We start from the raw sequence: 17,617 nt of genomic DNA on the forward strand, positions 1-17,617 counted from the left end.
CACCCTCACCGCGATGACGAGCAGGGTACTCGTTCGAGTCCAGGGCGCGCCTCGACGGCGCCCCTCAGCGGATGCCGCGTTCGTAGCGCCAGATTTCGTGATCCAGCGACGTTGGCGACACTCCCATCAGGTTGGAGCTCTCCACGACCAGGCACGCGGCAGTGTCCGGAACGATCGTCGCCCGCCCCAGCGCACGCGCGACGAATCGGCAGATCCACCGGTCCGGCTTGACGCCAGGCAGGCCGACCAGCATGAGCAGGTAACGCCAGGAGATGCCCGAGCCCTGGCCCGGCACATCCACCCAGGCGTTCTTCACCTGCGCCTGATGCGGTCCGGTCGCCGCGACCCGCAATTCCTCGCACGTCCCCACCTGCGCCTCTGTCAGCCCCAGGGCCGCCTGGTACACCGCCTCGGCCTTCAGCACCGCGCCGGAATGCGTCGACACCCTCTGCCGGTTGTTCACCTCTGCCGCGAACGTCTCGGGCCCACCGATCCGCTCGAAGTGCTCCAGCAACTCTGGGAGGCCGTCCCGATCAGGATCACCTCCCGCCCTCTGGCGAGAGGTCCGATAGCGTTCGACGACGTTCTCGACACCCGCATACCGAACGCCGATGGACCAGATGGCGTCGATGACGCACAACGCCAGGCTGTCGGGGTAGCCCGGCGGCGCCGGCCGCCAGGTGGTGGGAGGGCCCAGCACCTCATCCGCATATCCGGCCAGTCGCTCAGCGTCGGCCACCGCACAGTCCACTCTGATCACATTTCCTCCTTCTGCCCTCTGGGTCATCCGTCTCCACGGACGGACCGACTAGCTCACGTCCAAATGAAGCGCACAGGTACGACAACCGGGCAGTTGGACTCGTCGTCATCGGGGTTGGCGCTGCCCACTCGGCCGGAATTTGCCGGGCAAGCCCGAAGACTGTCGGTCGGCGGCCCTATGGTGAGAGAGATCCGAGCCCGGCTCACTTCCGACTGTGCCCGGCCTCCTGCTCTCGTCGACCCACCAGGCAAGGACGCTCATGCCTCGCGCTCTGACAGTCGGTCCTGCGGCTGCTGCCATCACCGTCCTCCTTGCCCTCACTGGCTGCGGCGCCGAATCGCCACCGGCGCAGCCCGCCGGATCGGGGGCACCAGCACCAAGCACCGCGCCCGCCCCGGCCGCGTCACCAACTGCCCCGGCATACCGGGTTCTGGACAGGGCCGGTCTGGCGAAGGCCCTGCTGCCACTCAACGCCATGCCGACCGGATACAGCGAGGACGAGTCCGACAACTCCGAGACCGACAAGACGTTCTGCAACTACCGGCAGCCCTACACCGCCAAGATCAGAGTGTCCAAGTCATACCAGAAGGGCGGCGGACTGAGCGCCCAGCTGATCCTGGTCAGCCTGCGGCAGTACGCGAGCCCCGAGCAGGCCAAGGCGTCGTTCGACAAGATGGCGAAGACGCTGGAGACCTGTCGCAAGGACACGTCCGATGGCCAGAAGGTCACGTATGCCCTGATGAACCTTCCCGAGATCGGCGACAGGAGCCTCGGCGTACGCATCGCACTGCAGGGCGCTACCGCGCTGCAAGGCTTCGCCCTCGTCGGACCTACTCTCGTCTCCACCGGCACAGCCGGCGTCGTGAGCGCCGACGCCGACGTGGTGGCTGACCTCCTCGGCAAGCAGGTGGACAGGTACTCCGCGGCGGCCACCGAGTAGACCGCCTCCGCCGATCGACATCCAGTAATCTGCGCAAACACCCTACTCAGCGCTTCGCGGTCCCATTGCCAGCCATGGGACGGCGTCGATACCGTCGAGGGATGACGGCCCCGGACCTGTCGTCGCTCCCCGACGACGAGTGCGCCCTGTTCAACGCGTTACCCACGGACGGGTCGGCGGTCAGCAACCCGTCCCTCCGTCAGTATCTGAAGTGGAACCGGAACCGTTACTTCGTGGCACGCGACGGGCTCGTCGACCGGGGCCTGGTCGCCCGGGGCCGAGGGCGAGGCGGTGTGGTCCGCCGGGCCCAACCAGAGCAGTCGGCCGACGCTGACCGGCTCGCCGTGGTCGTCCAGCATGGGGCGCCGGACACCGAGACGATCGAGGCGGCCATCACCAACGAACTGAGCCTGTACGAGCCGATGCGGGCGGTGATCGAGCGTGACTGGGCGCAGGAGCACCGCCAGGACCTGCTCGCGGTGGAGATCACGGCGCTCGGCGGCAGCCGACCGGACGGCATCTGGACGCGGTCGGACATCACCACGGTCGAGGTGCGGACGTTCGAGTACGTGCCGGGAAAACACCTCGACGTGAACACTTTTGAGATCAAGTCCCCAAGCGCCGTCAACGTGCAGGCGGTCTACGAGGCGCTGGCGCATCGCCGGGCGGCCACCCGCTCGTACGTCCTGTTCTACATCCCTCCAGACAAGGCGGCCGCGCTGAAACACGATGTCGACGAGGTCGCGACGGCGGCCCGCATGCACGGCATCGGGGTCGTGACGGCGGGCAATCCATGCGACTACGACACCTGGGAGGAACTCGAGGAGGCGCAGCGGTTCGCGCCGGACCCGGAGAAGCTGAACGACTTCATCGGCGCTCAGCTCAGCCCGGCCACCCGCAGCCTGATTTCCCGACGGCTGCGGTAATTCCTCACCGATGCCGGTCCACTAGGCAGAGGTATCGGTTGGCCAGCCTGACGAGCGCGCCGACGATTCCTCCGACGCCGGCAACGGCTGCGGTTGCCGCCGCCTCCCCGCCAACCAGCGCTATCACGACCATTGCGATAACAGCGACCGCACCGACAGCACAAACGCGGCTGATGATCGCTTCCGGTCGTCGGGTGCTGCTCACCTTCCCCACCCGGCCCATGAACGCCTCCCCGTTCCTCCTGCCTCGGATTCAGGACAGCAAGCGAGGGCCGCTCACGGCTCGCGCCGATGCGCCGGATGAAAGAAGTTTGCGTGACACGAGATTCACGGCGCAGATTGAGAGTGAGGGTGCTGCGGGGAGGCTGCCATGGGCGTCGAGCGCCGGTGGTCTGAGTTGCCGGAGGCCAGGCAGGCGGCTGCCATCGGCGATTTCGGCACACTCCTGCGTGTCGCACGGACGGCGGCGCGGCTGACCCTGATCGAGGCCGGCCAGCGGTGCGGCTACTCGGCGGCGACTTTGTCCCGGATCGAGCGGGGCCGGCAACGGCTGACGGATGTCACCGTCCTGCGACGGCTGTCGGCGATCTTCGACATCCCACCCGACCTTTTCGGGCTCATGGAAATTGACGGCCCGGCATACCACCAATCGGGCCCGCCGATCGATAGGGTGCGCGGTGAAGCAACACGGCGCGAGGGTGGGGACGATCCGGTGCGACGGCGTGACGTACTCGGCGGGCTGGCCGGCCTGGTCGGCTCGGCGCTCGCCGGAAGCCCGCCTGCGCGGGCCACGCCTCCGCGTCGCGTCGTCACCAGCCTCGAAGACGTCCTCCTCGATGGTTGCCCGACGCCAGCCGGCCCCGTCGACCCATCCCGCCTAAGGACCGCGCTCGCCAGCGCCTGGTCCGATTTCCGCGCATGCCGATACGCCGGGCTGTCTGCCCGGCTGCCACAGTTGGTCGCCACGGCAACGGCCGGCCATGCCGCGGCGGCCGGCAACGAACGAGCGATGGCAGCTGCCACGCTGACCCGGACGTATCACCTGACCATCGAGGTGCTGCTGAAACTGCATGAGGACGGAATGGCGTGGTCGGCGATGGACCGCGCCACGCAGGCAGCCCGCGACGCGGACGATCCCTTGCTACGTGCCGAATCCGCGCGCATGTCGGCAATCGTGCTGCGGCGCACCCGGCACGTCGAACGCGCCCAGCAGACGCTGATCGGCGCCGCGCAGGCCCTCGACGAATCGACCGGCCTCACATCGGGCCCACAGGTCGCCACCTACGGACGGCTCTTGGCGACGGCCGCGTACACGGAGGCGCTCGCGGACCGCCGGGACACCGCGTTGGAGTTGCTCCACGAGGCCGGCGAGGCGGGGCGTCGTAGTAGCGCCGGCGACGGGTTTGCCAGCGTCGATGTCGCGCTCTACCGCGTCAGCGTCGCTCGAGTGCTCGGCGACTTTGGGGCGGCGGTGCAGTACGCCCGTGCCCTGCGACCCGACCAATTGGGGAGCGTCGAGCGCCGCGCCCGCTACTGGGAGGACTACGCTCTCGCGCTGCACGGCCGCGGCGCGTACGCGGAGTCGTTCCGAGCGCTGCAGGCCGCCGAGCGCACCGCGCCGCAGGAGGTCCGGTATCGGCCGTGGGCGCAGCAGCTCAGCGTAGCGCTGCTCGACGCGGACCGTCGCCAGACGCTGCCTGGGCTACGCAGCTTCGCCACCCGCATCGGCGTATGCCCTTGATCCTCCGCTGCGGGCCGGGCGGACGTTGCGGCAGGACGTGGCCCGCCATTCCAGATCGCCGCAGCGGTGGCGCTATGTTGACCGGCCGTTCTGGTAGACGATACGGAACCCGAGATGTTGCGCCAACGGCGCCCATCGCGAGGACTTGACGAGCCGCTCAACGCTGTCGACTCTGCCACCGTTGACCATGTTGTTGAGGACCACCGTTTCGAATGCCGCAGACTCGATCCAATCGATGTCCTTCGTAAAGCCGCACAACATCGCCGCTTTGGTCTCACGGAGGAACTCCCCGAGCGTTGTGTCGGATGCCCGTAGGGCCGAGCAGCTGCCGAAGTAGAGACGCTTGCCCTCACACTGGCCCGACACCCAGCTGGCCATTTCGGAAAGCCCGACGGTGTGCGAGTCGGAGAGCTGCAAACGTGTGGGCGCCCCGTGTAGCGCGAAGAAGCCGACCTGGTAGGCGGAGTACTTGCGGGACAGCCAGCGCTCCAGGAAGTAGCGCAGTTCCTGAGGAGTGGCCGTGTCGCGGTGGATGAACCGGATGCTGCCCAGTCGGTCAAGCAGTTCGAGGGTCGGCAGCACCGAGCCCCGCTCCGCGAGGTCGTCGGCCCACTGGCCCTCGAAACAGAAGACACCCCCCGGCTTCGCCACGTCAGCTCCCCTCATCTGGTCCCAGGCGGTGACCATAGCGAAGCCGATCAACGTTCGCACACCGCTGACGATTCCATCCTTTGGCACTGGCCGTGGCGCTGGTCTAGCCGATCGGACGAAGCCTGAACCATCTGCTAGCAATACGCTCCAGCTCTCTTCTGCGGAGCAAGGATCTGTTGATCAGTCGATGGAGGACGATGTGTCCAAGTACGACGCCCTACGTGATCACCTCCGCCGGCGGAAGGGCGAGATCAGGTATACGCTCGAAGAACTCTCGGAGCTGGTGCCGGGTGGGCTGCCGCCGTCGGCGTATCGCTACGAGGCGTGGTGGGCCAACGGCGATCGATCCCACCCGCACAGCCGATCGTGGGGTGACGCCGGCTTCACAGCTCATCCCGATCTCGCCCACGGAGCCGTCAGGTTCGTCCCACTGGAGAGGGCGTCCTGGTGACGAGGGCAGCCGGGTACCCACCGTATGGGGAGACACCTCCGCCGCGCGATACCTACATCCTCGGTCACGGGTTCCGGTTCAATCCGGCGGCCTGGCGACGGCGGTTGCCGGACTCGATCGACCTGCCGCCGTGGCTCGATGGCCTTCCCCGCGCCGGACGGTGGCCCCGGATAACGCGAGGAGACCTGTTGCGTGCAGGCGCCGACGCTGACACCGGCCGCACGGCCATCGACATTCTGATCGGTGCATACGTGTGGGGCAGCGGACTGCCCAGCGGGCGAGGGCCGGCACGCCTGCGCAAGGTGTTCGACCTCAACAACGGCCGCACTGAGTGGCACCTCGGTGAGGCGCTCCGCGTTCTGCCGATCAGTACGGCGAATATCTCGCCTGGGCACAGGAGATGGCGAGCAAGTGGGCGCCGGTATGGAGGCTGACGTCGTGGAGCGGGCCGTCTGGGAGCACGGCAAGTGTCTTGCGAGAGCGGATGACGACTGACCTCTGGCAAGGACTCCCCACGTGACGGCGCGCCCGGCAGCGGTCACGCGGCAACCGGCTCGTAGTCATATCCGGGGAACTGCGCGAGGGCGAGCAGGGCGTCAAGGCCCTCCGCCGTGTCAGCGCCCCACATCTTCGACAACACCCACGTCCTGCCGTCGCGGTGGAAGGGGCTCTCGAAGAACCATCGCTCAAGCTGATGGGCGTATTTGGGGTAGGTACGGGCGAATGCTTGCTCGTGCGCATCGCCGGTAAGCGTGCCGTCCACTGGCAGAAGCCGCGGCCACCTGGGAAGTACCTTCGTCATCTCGGCGACGTCGACGCCCGCTTTGTGCAGCGCGGTGACGAGCGCCAGCATCGCTCTGCGCTTGGGCAGCGGATCCGTCGTCCCCGACGGAGTGGCGATCACGTACCGGGTCAGGTCACGACCGCTGCTCGCCTGTGCAGCCCGTGCGGCGGTCTCTCGGCGGCGCAACTGCACCGTCAGTTCCGCTGCCTCGGGCAACGGAATGACCTGCTGCACGTCGAGAAGCCTCTTCTCGCCGATGCGATAGGGAGTCAGCCGAACACAAGTGATGTCCAGGCCGTAGATGTCGTTCAGCCAGAGCACGGTCGTGGTGATCTGGGGATCGAAGCCGGCGGAGGCCAAGATGATCCTCACCTGACGCTGGATGACCGCGGCGTCTCCGCCCGCCTCGTCGAGCCACTCAGCGACACGCTCCCGCGCGCTGTCCGCGTTCTCTGGGTCGGTCTGCGTGAGATGCCGTTCGTACGTGTCCACGAGTTGCTCGAACGTCATCGCCGAGACCATCGCGGCATAACGAAGCGCCTGCAGCTCAATATGGCCACCGTCCTCGGTGCGCTTGAGCTCCACGACCACCAACCGACCGGCGCGGTCGATGCAGAGCAGGTCGATACGGCGACGTACTTCAAAATCACCGAACTCCTCTGCGACGACGAGTAGATCTTCCCCGAGGGCGGCGATGTGCTCACGGAGCGCGCGTTGAAGGTCAGCCCGCTCGAGGATCTGCTCGGCGGCGAACGTGGAGGACGGCACCGGAACCAGTTCCCCGCCTGCGGTCATCTCGAACAATCCCACCCGTCGAGTGTGCCGCCAAACAGGCGATCGCGCTTCCCCACACTTCTCCCCCGATCTCCGGCGCGGTGCCGTGCCCCTGCACGACCTCCTTGGCAGGCGGATAGGTGATATTGGACAGGATGCCGGCGTTGTGGCCCTGGTCGACCAGGTGATGCGACGCGGAGTACGTCCAGACGACCGGGTGACAAGTCGTGCGCGCCGCTGGCCACCGGTCTCGCCAGATGCGGCGGCAGCCTGTCGGGCCCTGGGCGGAGATCTCCTCCAAACCCACGAGGAGTTCGAGGATGTCGCCAGCCAGCCACTTCGCCTCGAAACAGTCCACGAGATCGCGCACGGCGGTCGAGGCGGCCCAGTTGCCGATGTCGGTGGCCACAGCGCCGAGATCGGTTTCCTCGCGTCCGCGCCAACGCGGCAGCGTGGCCCTCGCGTAGCAGACCATGAAATCCTCGCCCCTGATCTCCATATCGCGGTCGTGGCGATCCACATTGGCCTGAGGACAGCTGATCAATCAGCAGTTGGCGTTCCTTCTCTCAACATGTCGGTCGCGGCACCATAGAGGCAGCACCGGCCCGCAGGTTTCCGACGGTCAAGCGGGGTCCGGCACCACACGGACCGGGGCTGCCCTCCTCCGTCTGGTCGGATCAGCCGAAGATAGGCGGACGCCGAATGACCCGTCGAGGAGACGTCAAGAGGACCTCTGGGCAATTTTCCCAAGGGCTCCTCACTGAGTCGGTGGCGGGCCGAGACGCAGAAACTGACAGATCTTGTACACCGGATGAGTGAGGGCCTTGCGGTTCTTCCCTAAGCCGGGTGAACTGTTTTCTATCCGCCTTGCGGATGCGGTTCCCACTTCTGTCCCTGTCCGAGCATCGGTGCCATTTTCTGCGCGAACGGAAAAGGAGAATCACATGGCGACCTGGGCGGATCTTATGTCCTACGTTCGATCGAACTACAGGATCGCGGAGGAACGACCGAATCTGATAAAGCTCGTGTTCGAGACCGGAAACCTGCGCTCGCAGGCGGTGCTGCTCTGGCACCTGACCCTCGCCGATGGGGAGGAGGAATGGGTTCAGATCGAGTCGTCCTTCGGCGAGTTGGGCTCGGTGAATCTGGCCCGCGCGTTGGAGGAGGTCGGCAACACGGTCTGCGGTGGAATGGCGGTCGTGGGCGACCTTCTGACATTCCGCCACGCGGTGCCCCTGCTCAATCTGAACATCAACGAGTTCGAGAGGCCACTGGCGCTCGTGACCTCAACCGCGGACAACCTTGAACGTGTCCTCACGGGTGCCGACAGGTACTGAACCCGTCATCACAGATCCGCGCCGGCCACCGCCGATGGGCGGCGGCCGGCGCCCGTTCGCCGCCCACGAGGCATGACGCTGTCCGAGCCCGCTCTGACGGTTGCCGGATAGGGCCTACGAAGAAGCTTGTGCATCGTCTGGATCTCGTTCCAGCGCCGGCGCACCTGCCTGTTCCGCCATCCGTCCCCTCGGCAGCGCATCTGGCCGATCGGCGCCCGGCGCGCTGTCGTCCTCATTCGCCTCGCCGACCTCTAGGAGTTCGGAGTCGTCGGCAACACCGATATCGGATGGGCCGGGTTCGCCCTCACGCCGAAGTCGGTCAGACAGTGCGGCGGCGAAGTTGACCATCGCGACCGCGTGCTTCTCATACCGCGACGAGGCGACCGTCGTGATCTTGACATGATGCTGGCGGGCCAGCGCCGCGATTGTCTCGGGCGTGTTCGGGACCAGCGCCGCGACCAGGGTTACAAAGGCCCCCGGGGTCAGCTTCTTCCGACGTCCAAGCCTGCGGTAAACGACCTCCATCGGGACGCCGAGCGGCACCTCGACCCCGTCGGCTCCGCGGCGCTTCGCGCTGTCCTCACCGACGGTGCCGACAGCATGGCACAGTGCTACCAGCACCTCAACCGCCTGCCGCACCAGCCAACTTCTGCCTGGCACGGGTGGCAGCCGGTCCGTCAGGCGCTCGATCTCGTGCTCGATGGCGTGGGACACGAGCAACGCCGAGGCGCTGCCGAACTTGATCTCTTCGACCTTCGTCCAGGGCACATCGGTTCCGTCGAAGCTGATCGAATCGGAAGAAATCTGCAAGCGGCCGAGGCGGTCGAGATTGAGGACGGCGCTGCGGAGCATGCCGGGCAGGGTCGCCTGTTCGCTCAAAATCCGTCCCAGACCGATGCTCCAGGCCTCCGCCAAGGGAAGTGCCGGCCCGTCCATGCCGGCGATGCGTTCCGTGGCAGAAGCCGCCGCTGCCCGAGCTGCTCCGCTCATGTCCCGCGCCCACGCTGCGGTACTTTCGGACGCTTTGGCGACCGCCCCGTCGGCGCCGCGCAGCCAACTTCTCTTGTCCATGCCAGTCCAATCACGACCGCTCGGTACGGCGACTCGGTCACTCTGACGCTACGGAGTTGTCCCGCTGCTGCTGCGCGTAGATTCGGCAGCCGAGTTGTGCTTCAGACGCCTGGGCCAGGCCAAGGCTCGGGCTCGCCATGGTCGCGTGCGTAGGCGCGAGCCCATACTTTGGAGCGTGGTGGTACGAAGTCCGCATGGCTGCGGACGATCGCCTCGAAGACGGTCTGCTCGTATCGCTCGCGCACGTCGGGGCGGGCCGCGCGATCTGCGGCTTCCAGGAGTTCGTTTCCAGCCCAGCAGCGCATGCCGTAGTGGCATGCAATCGGGTCGATCAACTCTCGTGGCACCGCGTAGATGTTGGGTGGTAGGGCCGGGCTCTTCCTGTTGAGTCGTTCAAAGAGCTCGGTCAGAAATTCTATTGCCAGGCTCGGCTGGCAGTCGGGACTCTGCGACCAGGACCGATAACCGTCCCGGAGGAATTCCGCAGCCTGGTGGGAGTGCAAGCCGGCCTGTCGGTAGATTGCCCAACCGCTCCTCATCATGCCCACCCCGTCCTCCCGGCCTGCGCAACTCAGGGCGTACTGATAGAGCTGGCCAAGATCGTTCGATCGAAACGGGGGCTCCTGCCAGAAAGCGGTGACTCTGGTTTTACGGCTGAAGACTGACACGTGTGCTCCTCACGAGCAGATCTTGTAGATCTATCCGCCAGCGTCGCCCACCGACGCTCAGATCTTCGTAACCGTCACGCTCGAGTCGAGCTCGGCGAGCTTGCTGGCTACGTCCTTCATGGAGGCACGAAGGAAGCCTGCCTGCGCGGTGAAGTCCACCATACGGACGCCTCTGCGGCTCAGCCACATCGCGCATTTTGTTCGACCGGTACTCCGGTCATGTGCTCGGACCTCGAAGCTAATTTCGGAGCCTATGGCGGCCTGGTCATCCTCGGCGATGCTTCGCCCTGCGAACGTCATCAAGAGCGCGGCCGCACCATCCCGACCAGCGTACGTCCCCACCGCAGCCGGCAAGCCGGCACCAGACGTCGTCCGCCTGACGTCCCACCTGGCCTTGCGCATGCTGAACGCGCTCCGGCCATTGAGCGCCACGTCGAAGGCCGTCAGGCATCTGTCCGGCGCTGCCTTCAACTCAAATTGCCACGTCTTCCGATGATCCATCAAACCCATGTCATCTCCCGGTTGAGGATAACGGGTCCCTGCCCGGTGCCGGATGCCAGTGAAGCCCATCTAACCAAGCCGACCTACAAATGGCCAGGTCTGCTTAATCGGCTTATCGGATGGCCTTGACCAACGAACGGAACAGCCATATCCGTCGATCATTCTTTCTGTCGGATCCCGGACAATTGCGATGGAGCCGCGCGGTGACGGATGACCGGTGCGCGACGCCCCCGTCCATTTAGCGATAAGCACATGATCGGCGGCGGATCTTCGGCCGGCTACCGGCCACGTTGCACAGGTCCGGGCCAGCCGCGGTTATGAGTCGGCCGGTTGCCCGCAATCGTCGACGCCGTAGCGCGTGAGGTAGGAGCGCAAATGGGCCGCCCAGCGCCTCCGAACGACGTTGTACGGCTCGATCCATTGCGTCGGCGCCGGCCGGACCGGCAGGCCTACTGACTCAAGGAAGCATTCGACCGCAACCCACGGGCGGGTGCGAACCTGTATCCGGTCGACCTCTTGCTGCAGCACCGCCAGCCTTTCCCAGTCGCCGGCGAGTCGGGCGTCGCAGAACTCGGCAAACGCGTACCGGAACCCGATCTCGCCGGCGGGTCCGGACACCAGGTCCAGGCTCTTGAGCCGGTCGAGCACGAATGAAACCTCTGCGGGATCCGATCGGTGCACGAGAACTGTGGCCAGCAGAGCGCAGCGGGTAGCGACGGTATGGCCGGCCAGCTCGGCGTGATCGCGGAGGTTGTTGATCTCGTCGATGCCGAGGTCGTCATGCAGGAAGGCCCGACGTTGGAGGTAGACCCCGACCTCCTCGAGGTACTCCCGCTGGCGTCCGGCGCCCCGCAGCGCCGCGAGCTTCGCTTCAATCTCAGCGAAGTACCGCTCCGGGCGGCCGTGCGCGTACTCCTGGGCGCGAGTGATCAGTGCCTGGACGGGAAGGCCCTCGGCGGCCTCTCGGGCATCCATGAACCGGCGCGCCGTGCTCAAAATCTGCGGCCGCTGCCCGAGGTGCAACGGCGTAGGTGCCTGCGCCGCAAGCTCGTCGAAGATTGCCAGCGCCTCGTCCCAGCGGTGCTGCGCCCTGAGGGTGTAGCCGAGATGCCGGCGGGCGACTCGACGCAACGGGTGCTCCGCGCCGGAGATCTCGCGCAGAAGCCGTAGGCGTTCCTCGCCGGGCGTCTCCAGGGATTTGGCGGCGATGAAGTTCAGCACGTGCTGGCCGTACGCGGTTCTGCTCACCGCCGGCACCCGGGAGCGTAGGCCCTGCACGGAAGGGCTGAACACTATGGCCCGCGACAGCCAATCCGCGTAGGAGGCGCTCGGCGAGGGCTCCAACGTGGTGTTCTGCTCGCACACGAGCCCAATGGCGATGCCGATGGCATCCAGTACTTCACTGTTGTCCTCGCGCTGCTTGGCGTCGTCGTGCATTTGCCGTACCGCCACGGCGGCACGGCTGGCGGCCAGCTCCCAGTCGCGCTCGGACCAACCGCCGGCGACCTGGTGATCGGTGCGACGGATGGCTTCCCGCACGGCGTCGTGCATACGGTATGGGAAGCGTTCGCCCTCGTGCCGATCGATCATGGGACGAGCGACCGCCCGCTCGGCGCACCCGTGGTCGACATCGGCGGCCGCGGCGATGAGAGCCGTGTCGAAGACGCGGAACAGACAGGCCGCGCGGATCGCCCGCTGCTCGTCGGCCGGGATACCGTCCAGGACGCGCATCACCAACGAGCCGAGCCCTCCGGTCACGTCGGTGACCTGGACCAAGCGGCCCTGGCCGGCGGTCTTGATCGAGATCGCCACCTGGCGGGCGAGTTCGAGGTACTGCGGCAGCCCGGCCGACGACCGGGCAAGTTCCTCCGCTACCTCGTCGCTCATGGGCAGGTCGAGCTGACGGCGCCCCCGCTGGATCAGCTCCCGGGTGTCGGACGGTGAGAGATTACCGACAAGATACTGTCGCGGCGCGTCCTGCGCATCTGGCACCAAACCGGGCCAGATCCACCGGCCGCGATAGGGCAGGTCGACCCGGTTTTCGCGGTACCAGTCGAGCATGGCCCGCCCGGTCAGCACGAACAGGACATTGGGCATGTCATGGATCAGCCTATTCAGGTGTCCTTCGGATATTCTTCTCGGGTCGAGGGCGAGGCGCTCGGCGGTGTCGATGAAGACCGCCACGAGCGGGGACGGCGTCATCGTCGCCAGTTCCCAGGACAGCGTCGCTGCGATTTCGCAGGCGAGTTCGGGCCGCGATTCCGTGGGGCTCGGTTCGTCTGCGCAGCGCAGAAGAAAGCTCTCGAAGCCAGCGAACGAGTCCACGCCGAGCCGTACGTCGCGTCGCCTGCGCAGGACGCCGATGATCTTGCGGATACCCCACACGCCGAAGCCGACAGGAGTGCCGACGACGTAATCGGCCACGGATCCGAGATCCTTGAGGACCTCACCGGTCGTGTCGGCGACGACGTCGGCGTACTCGCTGCGGCTGTGCATGTTCGGCAGCGGCTCACCGGGGCGCACAGCGGACCAGTAGGCCGCGAACGCGAGATCGAAGAGCGGCCACCGGCGGCGAATGCCGGCGACGCCGGTGCGCAGCGCGAGCAACACCGCCGTCATGTCGATCCGTCCGGCAGAGCCGTGCAGATCCATTCGAACGCTCGCGTCGACCTTCGTGGCCGGCGACGGTCCCCAGCCGTTGACGAGCGGCAGATCGTGCTTGACCCACGCCTCCAGCCGCTCCGACAGTGCTGTCTTACCTATGCCACCCAGCCCATGGAAGGTGACGATATTGCGCCGTTCGGTGCCGACCTCGTCGTCCTGGTCGATCAGCCGCCGGAAACTCGCCAACGCTGATTTGAACGCCTGCGACTCGATCTCGCGATCCGTGAAAAGTTCACCGGCGTGCGGCGACCAGTCACCGTTTGCATCAACAGGGGGAGGAACCCTCATACAAAGACGTTCTATGGGCTGAGGTGACGCGGGGGCAAGGCCGCGAACGGCAATAGGTGCGCGCAGTGGCCCATCAGCATCCGTTTTCCCCAACCGACCCGACGAAACGGCCACATCCGGCTCCGGTCGACCGGCGAAGGCTGGCCGGCCAGAGGAGAGCATCGATAGAAACGTGCCCCGCCAGACGCGACTGACCTCCTGGGGAGGTGCTCTGTTCTGCCCTCCCCGCGCAGCGACGTCCACTTGCCCTACCCCGGAATGGCAGACTCCGGCCGTCTCATGGCCGGAATATGCGGGCCACGCCCATTCCGGTATTCAGTCGGAATCCAAGGTGCTGCGCAAGCGGCGCCCACCGGGCAGACCGCACCAACTGCTCGACGCTGTTGGCCTTACGGTTGTTGGCGAGCCGGTCGACGAGAACGGAGGCACTCACCCCTACCGAGGACATCGACGCCGAACCATCCCGAGGATTGTCGGATGTTGTGTCCGACGATCACTCGTCCTCGAGGAGCGGGCGGAGCTGAGCGAGAAGCTGGGCCTTACTGACGTTGCGGGCCAGGTCCACCTTCAGGTCGATGCCGGGCCCCTTTACCGTCAGCGTCACCGATGGCCGTGGGTCGCGCAGCCGCCAGTTGCGGATCGCCGCGACCAGCGCACCCAGCTGCGGTTGCAGGGTGGCCAGCGTGGCGAGGTTGGCCATGACGCTCACCGCGTCGACCGCGACGGTGATGGCTGAGACGTCACGGACGCCCTCGTACGGCAGATCCAGTTCCTCGAAGACGTCCGCCGGCAGCAGGAGTTTGACGCTCGTCATTCCTCACCTCTCACTCTCGCGGCAATGCGGTCCCGCACCGGCTGGTTCAGCGGGCGCAGCGACGTGGTCGCCACCTCCCCGCAGAAGTAGCCCTGGACGTGGTGGATGCCAAGGTCGTAGATCTGCTTGAGGCTGACCGGCGCCTCGTCGTCGTAGCCCTCGACGGTGACGACCCGGGCCTGGGGCGCATGCCCGCGGTCGAGCGCGTGGCGGGCCACCCGAGCCACGAGCGCGAGCTCCTCCAGGGCCAGCGGATGATGGAGCACGGCCCGATCGACCTTGATCTGGGTCAACGGCAACTCCGCCATGCGAGCCAGAGACGCGTAGCCGACCCCGAAGTCATCCACGGCGAAGTTGATCCGCAGCTCTCGGGCGAGGTCGGTGAGCCGCCGGTGGAAGTAGGCGAGCGGCTCCTGCGGCCACCGTTCGCCCGGCCCGGGCTGGATCGGATCCTGTTCGGAGATCTCGAGGGTGAGGGTGCGCGGATGGAGGTCTGCGTCGGCGAGGGCCTTGCTCACCTGGGAGAGGTAGGAGTCAGTGAGCAACGAGCGGACCGCGACGTTCACCGACAGTGGCTTGGTGCCCTCCCAGGGCGTCTTGGCATCGGCTTCGGCGTACGACCGGACCGCCTTTTCGAGCAGGAGTGCGTCGCGCTCGATGATGAAGCGGTCGCCCCAGGCGTACGCCATCTGAAGCGCGAACAGCGGCGCGCGAAGCTCGTGATCCGCCCGGCGGGCCAGGGCTTCGTAGCTGTGCACGCTCACCCCGGCCGCCCGCTGGTCGAGCTCCACCACCGGCTGGAACACCATGGTCATGGAGCGGATCAGCTTCTGGTAAAGGCTGAAGGCGTACTGGTAGAGGTTGAGCGGCAACCGCCCGAAGTTGGTCCGCAGGGCGGTCATCACCCGCATCTCCGCTTCGGTCGGGTCGTCGAGCGGGTTCGAATCCCAGATCGTCCGCAGCATGACGGCCAGCGGCTCGCCCATGTCGAGCAGGGCGAGCGCGGGGTCCACCACGATCAGTGCCAGGGTCCGGTCGTCCTCGTACGACACGGGTACGCAGAGCAGCCGCCGGTCGGCGTCGTTCGAGACGATGTGCCCGGGCATCGAGGTGCGGTACTGCATCGCGTCGGCGGCACTCAGCTCAAGCAGGGGCCACAGCTCCTCCTTGTCGAACCGGGCCGTGTAGTTGACCACGCCGATCCCCCGGCCCGAGAACTCCACCACGGCGACCGAGTCGGCGTCCAGGGCGTACCGGATGATTTCCACGCGCTCGGCCTGGCCCTGCTGGCGGGACAGCGGCAGCGGATGCGCCTCGGAGCGGAACACCCGGCCGAGCAGCTGCATGATCGAGCTGGCGCGGTCGTCGAGCGGGCTCTTGCACGGCCGAGTGGTGCCGGGGTTGGCGGGCGCGCTCAGGGCCTGCCGGTCGTGTCGCGAGACGGGCGGCTGGGTGAGGACGGTGGTCGGCCCGTACATCTGCACGAGTTGCACCGGGGGCGGGTCGAGCCCCTGCTCGGCCACATAGTCGGCCATCTGCGCGAAGGACACCCGGCCGCTGTCGTTCGCCTGTCCGCGCAGCCCACGCAGCAGGTGGTAGGTCAACAACCCGTGCTGGTGCTCGTCACTCTCCCGGGCGGCCGAGCGGTTGGGGCAGGCGAGCAGCGCGCTGTGCCGGTCGACCTGGGTACGGTAGGTCTGCATCGCCTCGGCGTACCGCCGGCTGGCATCGAGGTAGATCCCGGCGTGGCAGCAGTCGAGGATGAGGAACGAGGTGCCGGCGAACGTCTCGAACACGTCCCGCTTGAGGAACGCCATCCGCAGCCCGTTGTCCGGCTCCCGGCGCAGCTTGTCCGGTTCCAGATCGGTGGTGACGAGGTACGCGTCGAGCTGGGTGCTCCATTCGGGCACCAGCGCGTGCCCGGCGAAGTAGACCAGCAGGACGTCGGACGGGCGCGAGTCGAGGGCGATCTCCCGCAGCCTTGCCTTGATGTCCTGCCAGGTGGCGTGGGGGCCGATGTACAGGTCGACATCACCGTCGTCGAAGGTGCCGATCCGCTCGTCCAGCAGGACGCTCCGCATCGCCTTCGCATCGCTCTCGGCATAGCGCAGGGCCGGCAACTGCACGTCGTACCCGCAGTGATTGACCCCGATGAGAACGGCCCGCCGCCTGCTCGGTGCCATCAGAACCCCCAAAGGCGATCCGCCCCGAAAACTACATTCAGGAGTCAGGGCAATGCCTTGAGTAACACTATCGAATCTTGGGCAACCATTGATCTGAGCCGAGAGTCAGATACCCGTCACGTCCAAGACAGATCATCCAGACGTGCGGTGCCGACGGCCGACGGCTGCGCCGGCAGGTCGCGCGATATCGGTGTCCTCGCGCGCCGTGATGTCCCAGAAAGTCGCGTCATGGCCGCCTACAGGTCATAGGTGGAGTGGCACCGTTCAAGCCGGCGGCGTCGGCTGCCCACGACCTTCACTGAGCCCACGCCGACGCGCCAGTGCCGCCGGCTCCGCCCTGCCCGGTCTCGGCAATGGGTGCCGGACCTGGTCCACCGAGCCCCCACGGACGCCCAGACTGCCGCGAGCGGCGCGGTAGAACCGATCACGGCTCTCGTCGGCACGATGTATCAACTCTGGCAGATGGGTGGGCGGAGTCGGTAGTTCCCGTGCGGTCCGTTCGATGTCCCGGACGGCGTCCCGCCAGCCAGCGGCGGCGCGAACGGTCACCTCGTCGCCGAGCAGTAGAACCGCCTCCCAGGCCAAGGTGTGCCGGACATCGGCCTCGGCAAGCCGGGCCAGCCCGACGTCCCGGTCCAATGGCGGCCGGCGCGACCCGGGACGGTGGTCGCCGAGCATCTGAGTCGCCACGGCATGGATTTCCTTGACCGCTCGGGTGAAGTCGACGTATGCATCGAGACGCCGCTCGTCCCACCGGACGGTCTGGCTCCTGCGCCAGCGGGCGCGCTCGTTCACGCTTGTGGCGATCATCGTGCCCGCTGTGCCGATCAGGACACCGAGCAACGCGGGCAACTGCGTCAACAGGTCCAGCACGCTCACCAACTCCAAGTCCCCGCATGATCACACCACTCGCGTGAGCCCGGAGCCGCTCCCACTCCCGCACCCGCGATCGTTCGACTATTCGAGGAAGCGCTCACGCCGACCGCGACCCATGCCGCCACGGCCAGCATTGATCCTCTCAAGGCGCCACAACAGGGCGAAGTAGGCGCGCGTCACCTCGGTTG

General features: G+C 66.8%; 16 protein-coding genes and 1 pseudogene. 6 read left to right on the forward strand and 11 right to left on the reverse strand.

Annotated features, from left to right (window positions below; genetic code table 11):
- Window positions 1-64 precede the first annotated feature (64 nt).
- Window positions 65-760 carry a hypothetical protein gene (locus tag ACGFI9_RS02195; protein WP_393173940.1) on the reverse strand — a complete coding sequence of 232 codons (696 nt, stop codon included), beginning with the start codon at window positions 758-760 and terminating at the stop codon, window positions 65-67.
- Between the two features lie 475 nt (window positions 761-1,235).
- Here ACGFI9_RS02195 and ACGFI9_RS02200 point away from each other — a divergent pair, with 475 nt between their 5' ends.
- The 3 genes from ACGFI9_RS02200 (at window position 1,236) to ACGFI9_RS02210 (ending at window position 4,367) form a co-directional block, all read left to right on the forward strand.
- Window positions 1,236-1,700 (forward strand): hypothetical protein, encoded by a 465-nt coding sequence (locus tag ACGFI9_RS02200; RefSeq protein ID WP_393173942.1) that lies wholly within the window; start codon window positions 1,236-1,238, stop codon window positions 1,698-1,700.
- Window positions 1,701-1,801: 101 nt separating this feature from the next.
- A complete protein-coding gene (locus tag ACGFI9_RS02205) occupies window positions 1,802-2,626 on the forward strand; it encodes a hypothetical protein (RefSeq protein WP_393173944.1) in 825 nt (274 codons plus the stop codon).
- A 370-nt stretch (window positions 2,627-2,996) separates the two neighbouring features.
- On the forward strand, window positions 2,997-4,367 hold the full coding sequence (locus tag ACGFI9_RS02210; RefSeq protein WP_393173946.1) for a helix-turn-helix domain-containing protein: 1,371 nt from the start codon (window positions 2,997-2,999) through the stop codon (window positions 4,365-4,367).
- 16 nt (window positions 4,368-4,383) lie between these two features.
- On the opposite strand, the pseudogene ACGFI9_RS02215 reads toward ACGFI9_RS02210, so the two are convergent.
- A pseudogene (locus ACGFI9_RS02215) lies at window positions 4,384-5,033 on the reverse strand (DUF6642 family protein); the annotation flags it as partial.
- 184 nt (window positions 5,034-5,217) lie between these two features.
- On the opposite strand from ACGFI9_RS02215, the gene ACGFI9_RS02220 reads away from it, so the two are divergent.
- Window positions 5,218-5,469 (forward strand): hypothetical protein, encoded by a 252-nt coding sequence (locus tag ACGFI9_RS02220; RefSeq protein WP_393173948.1) that lies wholly within the window; start codon window positions 5,218-5,220, stop codon window positions 5,467-5,469.
- Window positions 5,466-5,903, forward strand: coding sequence for a hypothetical protein (locus ACGFI9_RS02225; protein ID WP_393173950.1), 438 nt, complete (start codon window positions 5,466-5,468; stop codon window positions 5,901-5,903). The genes ACGFI9_RS02220 and ACGFI9_RS02225 overlap by 4 nt, the downstream gene beginning before the upstream one ends.
- Before the next feature lie 104 nt (window positions 5,904-6,007).
- On the opposite strand, the gene ACGFI9_RS02230 is transcribed toward ACGFI9_RS02225, so the two are convergent.
- Window positions 6,008-7,063, reverse strand: a complete 1,056-nt coding sequence (locus ACGFI9_RS02230; RefSeq protein WP_393173952.1) for a hypothetical protein — start codon at window positions 7,061-7,063, stop codon at window positions 6,008-6,010.
- Window positions 6,975-7,547, reverse strand: coding sequence for a hypothetical protein (locus ACGFI9_RS02235; protein ID WP_393173954.1), 573 nt, complete (start codon window positions 7,545-7,547; stop codon window positions 6,975-6,977). The genes ACGFI9_RS02230 and ACGFI9_RS02235 overlap by 89 nt, the downstream gene beginning before the upstream one ends.
- A gap of 424 nt (window positions 7,548-7,971) precedes the next feature.
- On the opposite strand from ACGFI9_RS02235, the gene ACGFI9_RS02240 reads away from it, so the two are divergent.
- Window positions 7,972-8,364 (forward strand): hypothetical protein, encoded by a 393-nt coding sequence (locus ACGFI9_RS02240; protein ID WP_393173956.1) that lies wholly within the window; start codon window positions 7,972-7,974, stop codon window positions 8,362-8,364.
- 114 nt (window positions 8,365-8,478) lie between these two features.
- Here the strand turns inward: ACGFI9_RS02240 and ACGFI9_RS02245 are convergent, their stop codons facing one another.
- From ACGFI9_RS02245 to ACGFI9_RS02275, 7 genes are all read right to left on the reverse strand, one after another.
- On the reverse strand, window positions 8,479-9,435 hold the full coding sequence (locus tag ACGFI9_RS02245) for a hypothetical protein (protein WP_393173958.1): 957 nt from the start codon (window positions 9,433-9,435) through the stop codon (window positions 8,479-8,481).
- A 101-nt stretch (window positions 9,436-9,536) separates the two neighbouring features.
- On the reverse strand, window positions 9,537-10,103 hold the full coding sequence (locus ACGFI9_RS02250; RefSeq protein WP_393173960.1) for a hypothetical protein: 567 nt from the start codon (window positions 10,101-10,103) through the stop codon (window positions 9,537-9,539).
- A gap of 57 nt (window positions 10,104-10,160) precedes the next feature.
- On the reverse strand, window positions 10,161-10,613 hold the full coding sequence (locus tag ACGFI9_RS02255; protein ID WP_393173962.1) for a hypothetical protein: 453 nt from the start codon (window positions 10,611-10,613) through the stop codon (window positions 10,161-10,163).
- Window positions 10,614-10,919: 306 nt separating this feature from the next.
- A complete protein-coding gene (locus tag ACGFI9_RS02260; RefSeq protein ID WP_393173964.1) occupies window positions 10,920-13,556 on the reverse strand; it encodes a tetratricopeptide repeat protein in 2,637 nt (878 codons plus the stop codon).
- A gap of 493 nt (window positions 13,557-14,049) precedes the next feature.
- On the reverse strand, window positions 14,050-14,370 hold the full coding sequence (locus tag ACGFI9_RS02265; RefSeq protein ID WP_393173966.1) for a hypothetical protein: 321 nt from the start codon (window positions 14,368-14,370) through the stop codon (window positions 14,050-14,052).
- Window positions 14,367-16,553, reverse strand: a complete 2,187-nt coding sequence (locus ACGFI9_RS02270) for an EAL domain-containing protein (RefSeq protein WP_393173968.1) — start codon at window positions 16,551-16,553, stop codon at window positions 14,367-14,369. Before ACGFI9_RS02270 ends, ACGFI9_RS02265 begins: the two co-directional genes overlap by 4 nt.
- Before the next feature lie 264 nt (window positions 16,554-16,817).
- Window positions 16,818-17,432, reverse strand: coding sequence for a hypothetical protein (locus ACGFI9_RS02275; RefSeq protein WP_393173970.1), 615 nt, complete (start codon window positions 17,430-17,432; stop codon window positions 16,818-16,820).
- Window positions 17,433-17,617: the final 185 nt, after the last annotated feature.

Origin of the sequence: Micromonospora sp. NPDC048930 (assembly GCF_043197935.1) — a bacterium.
In the GTDB taxonomy this organism is placed as follows: Bacteria; Actinomycetota; Actinomycetes; order Mycobacteriales; family Micromonosporaceae; genus Micromonospora.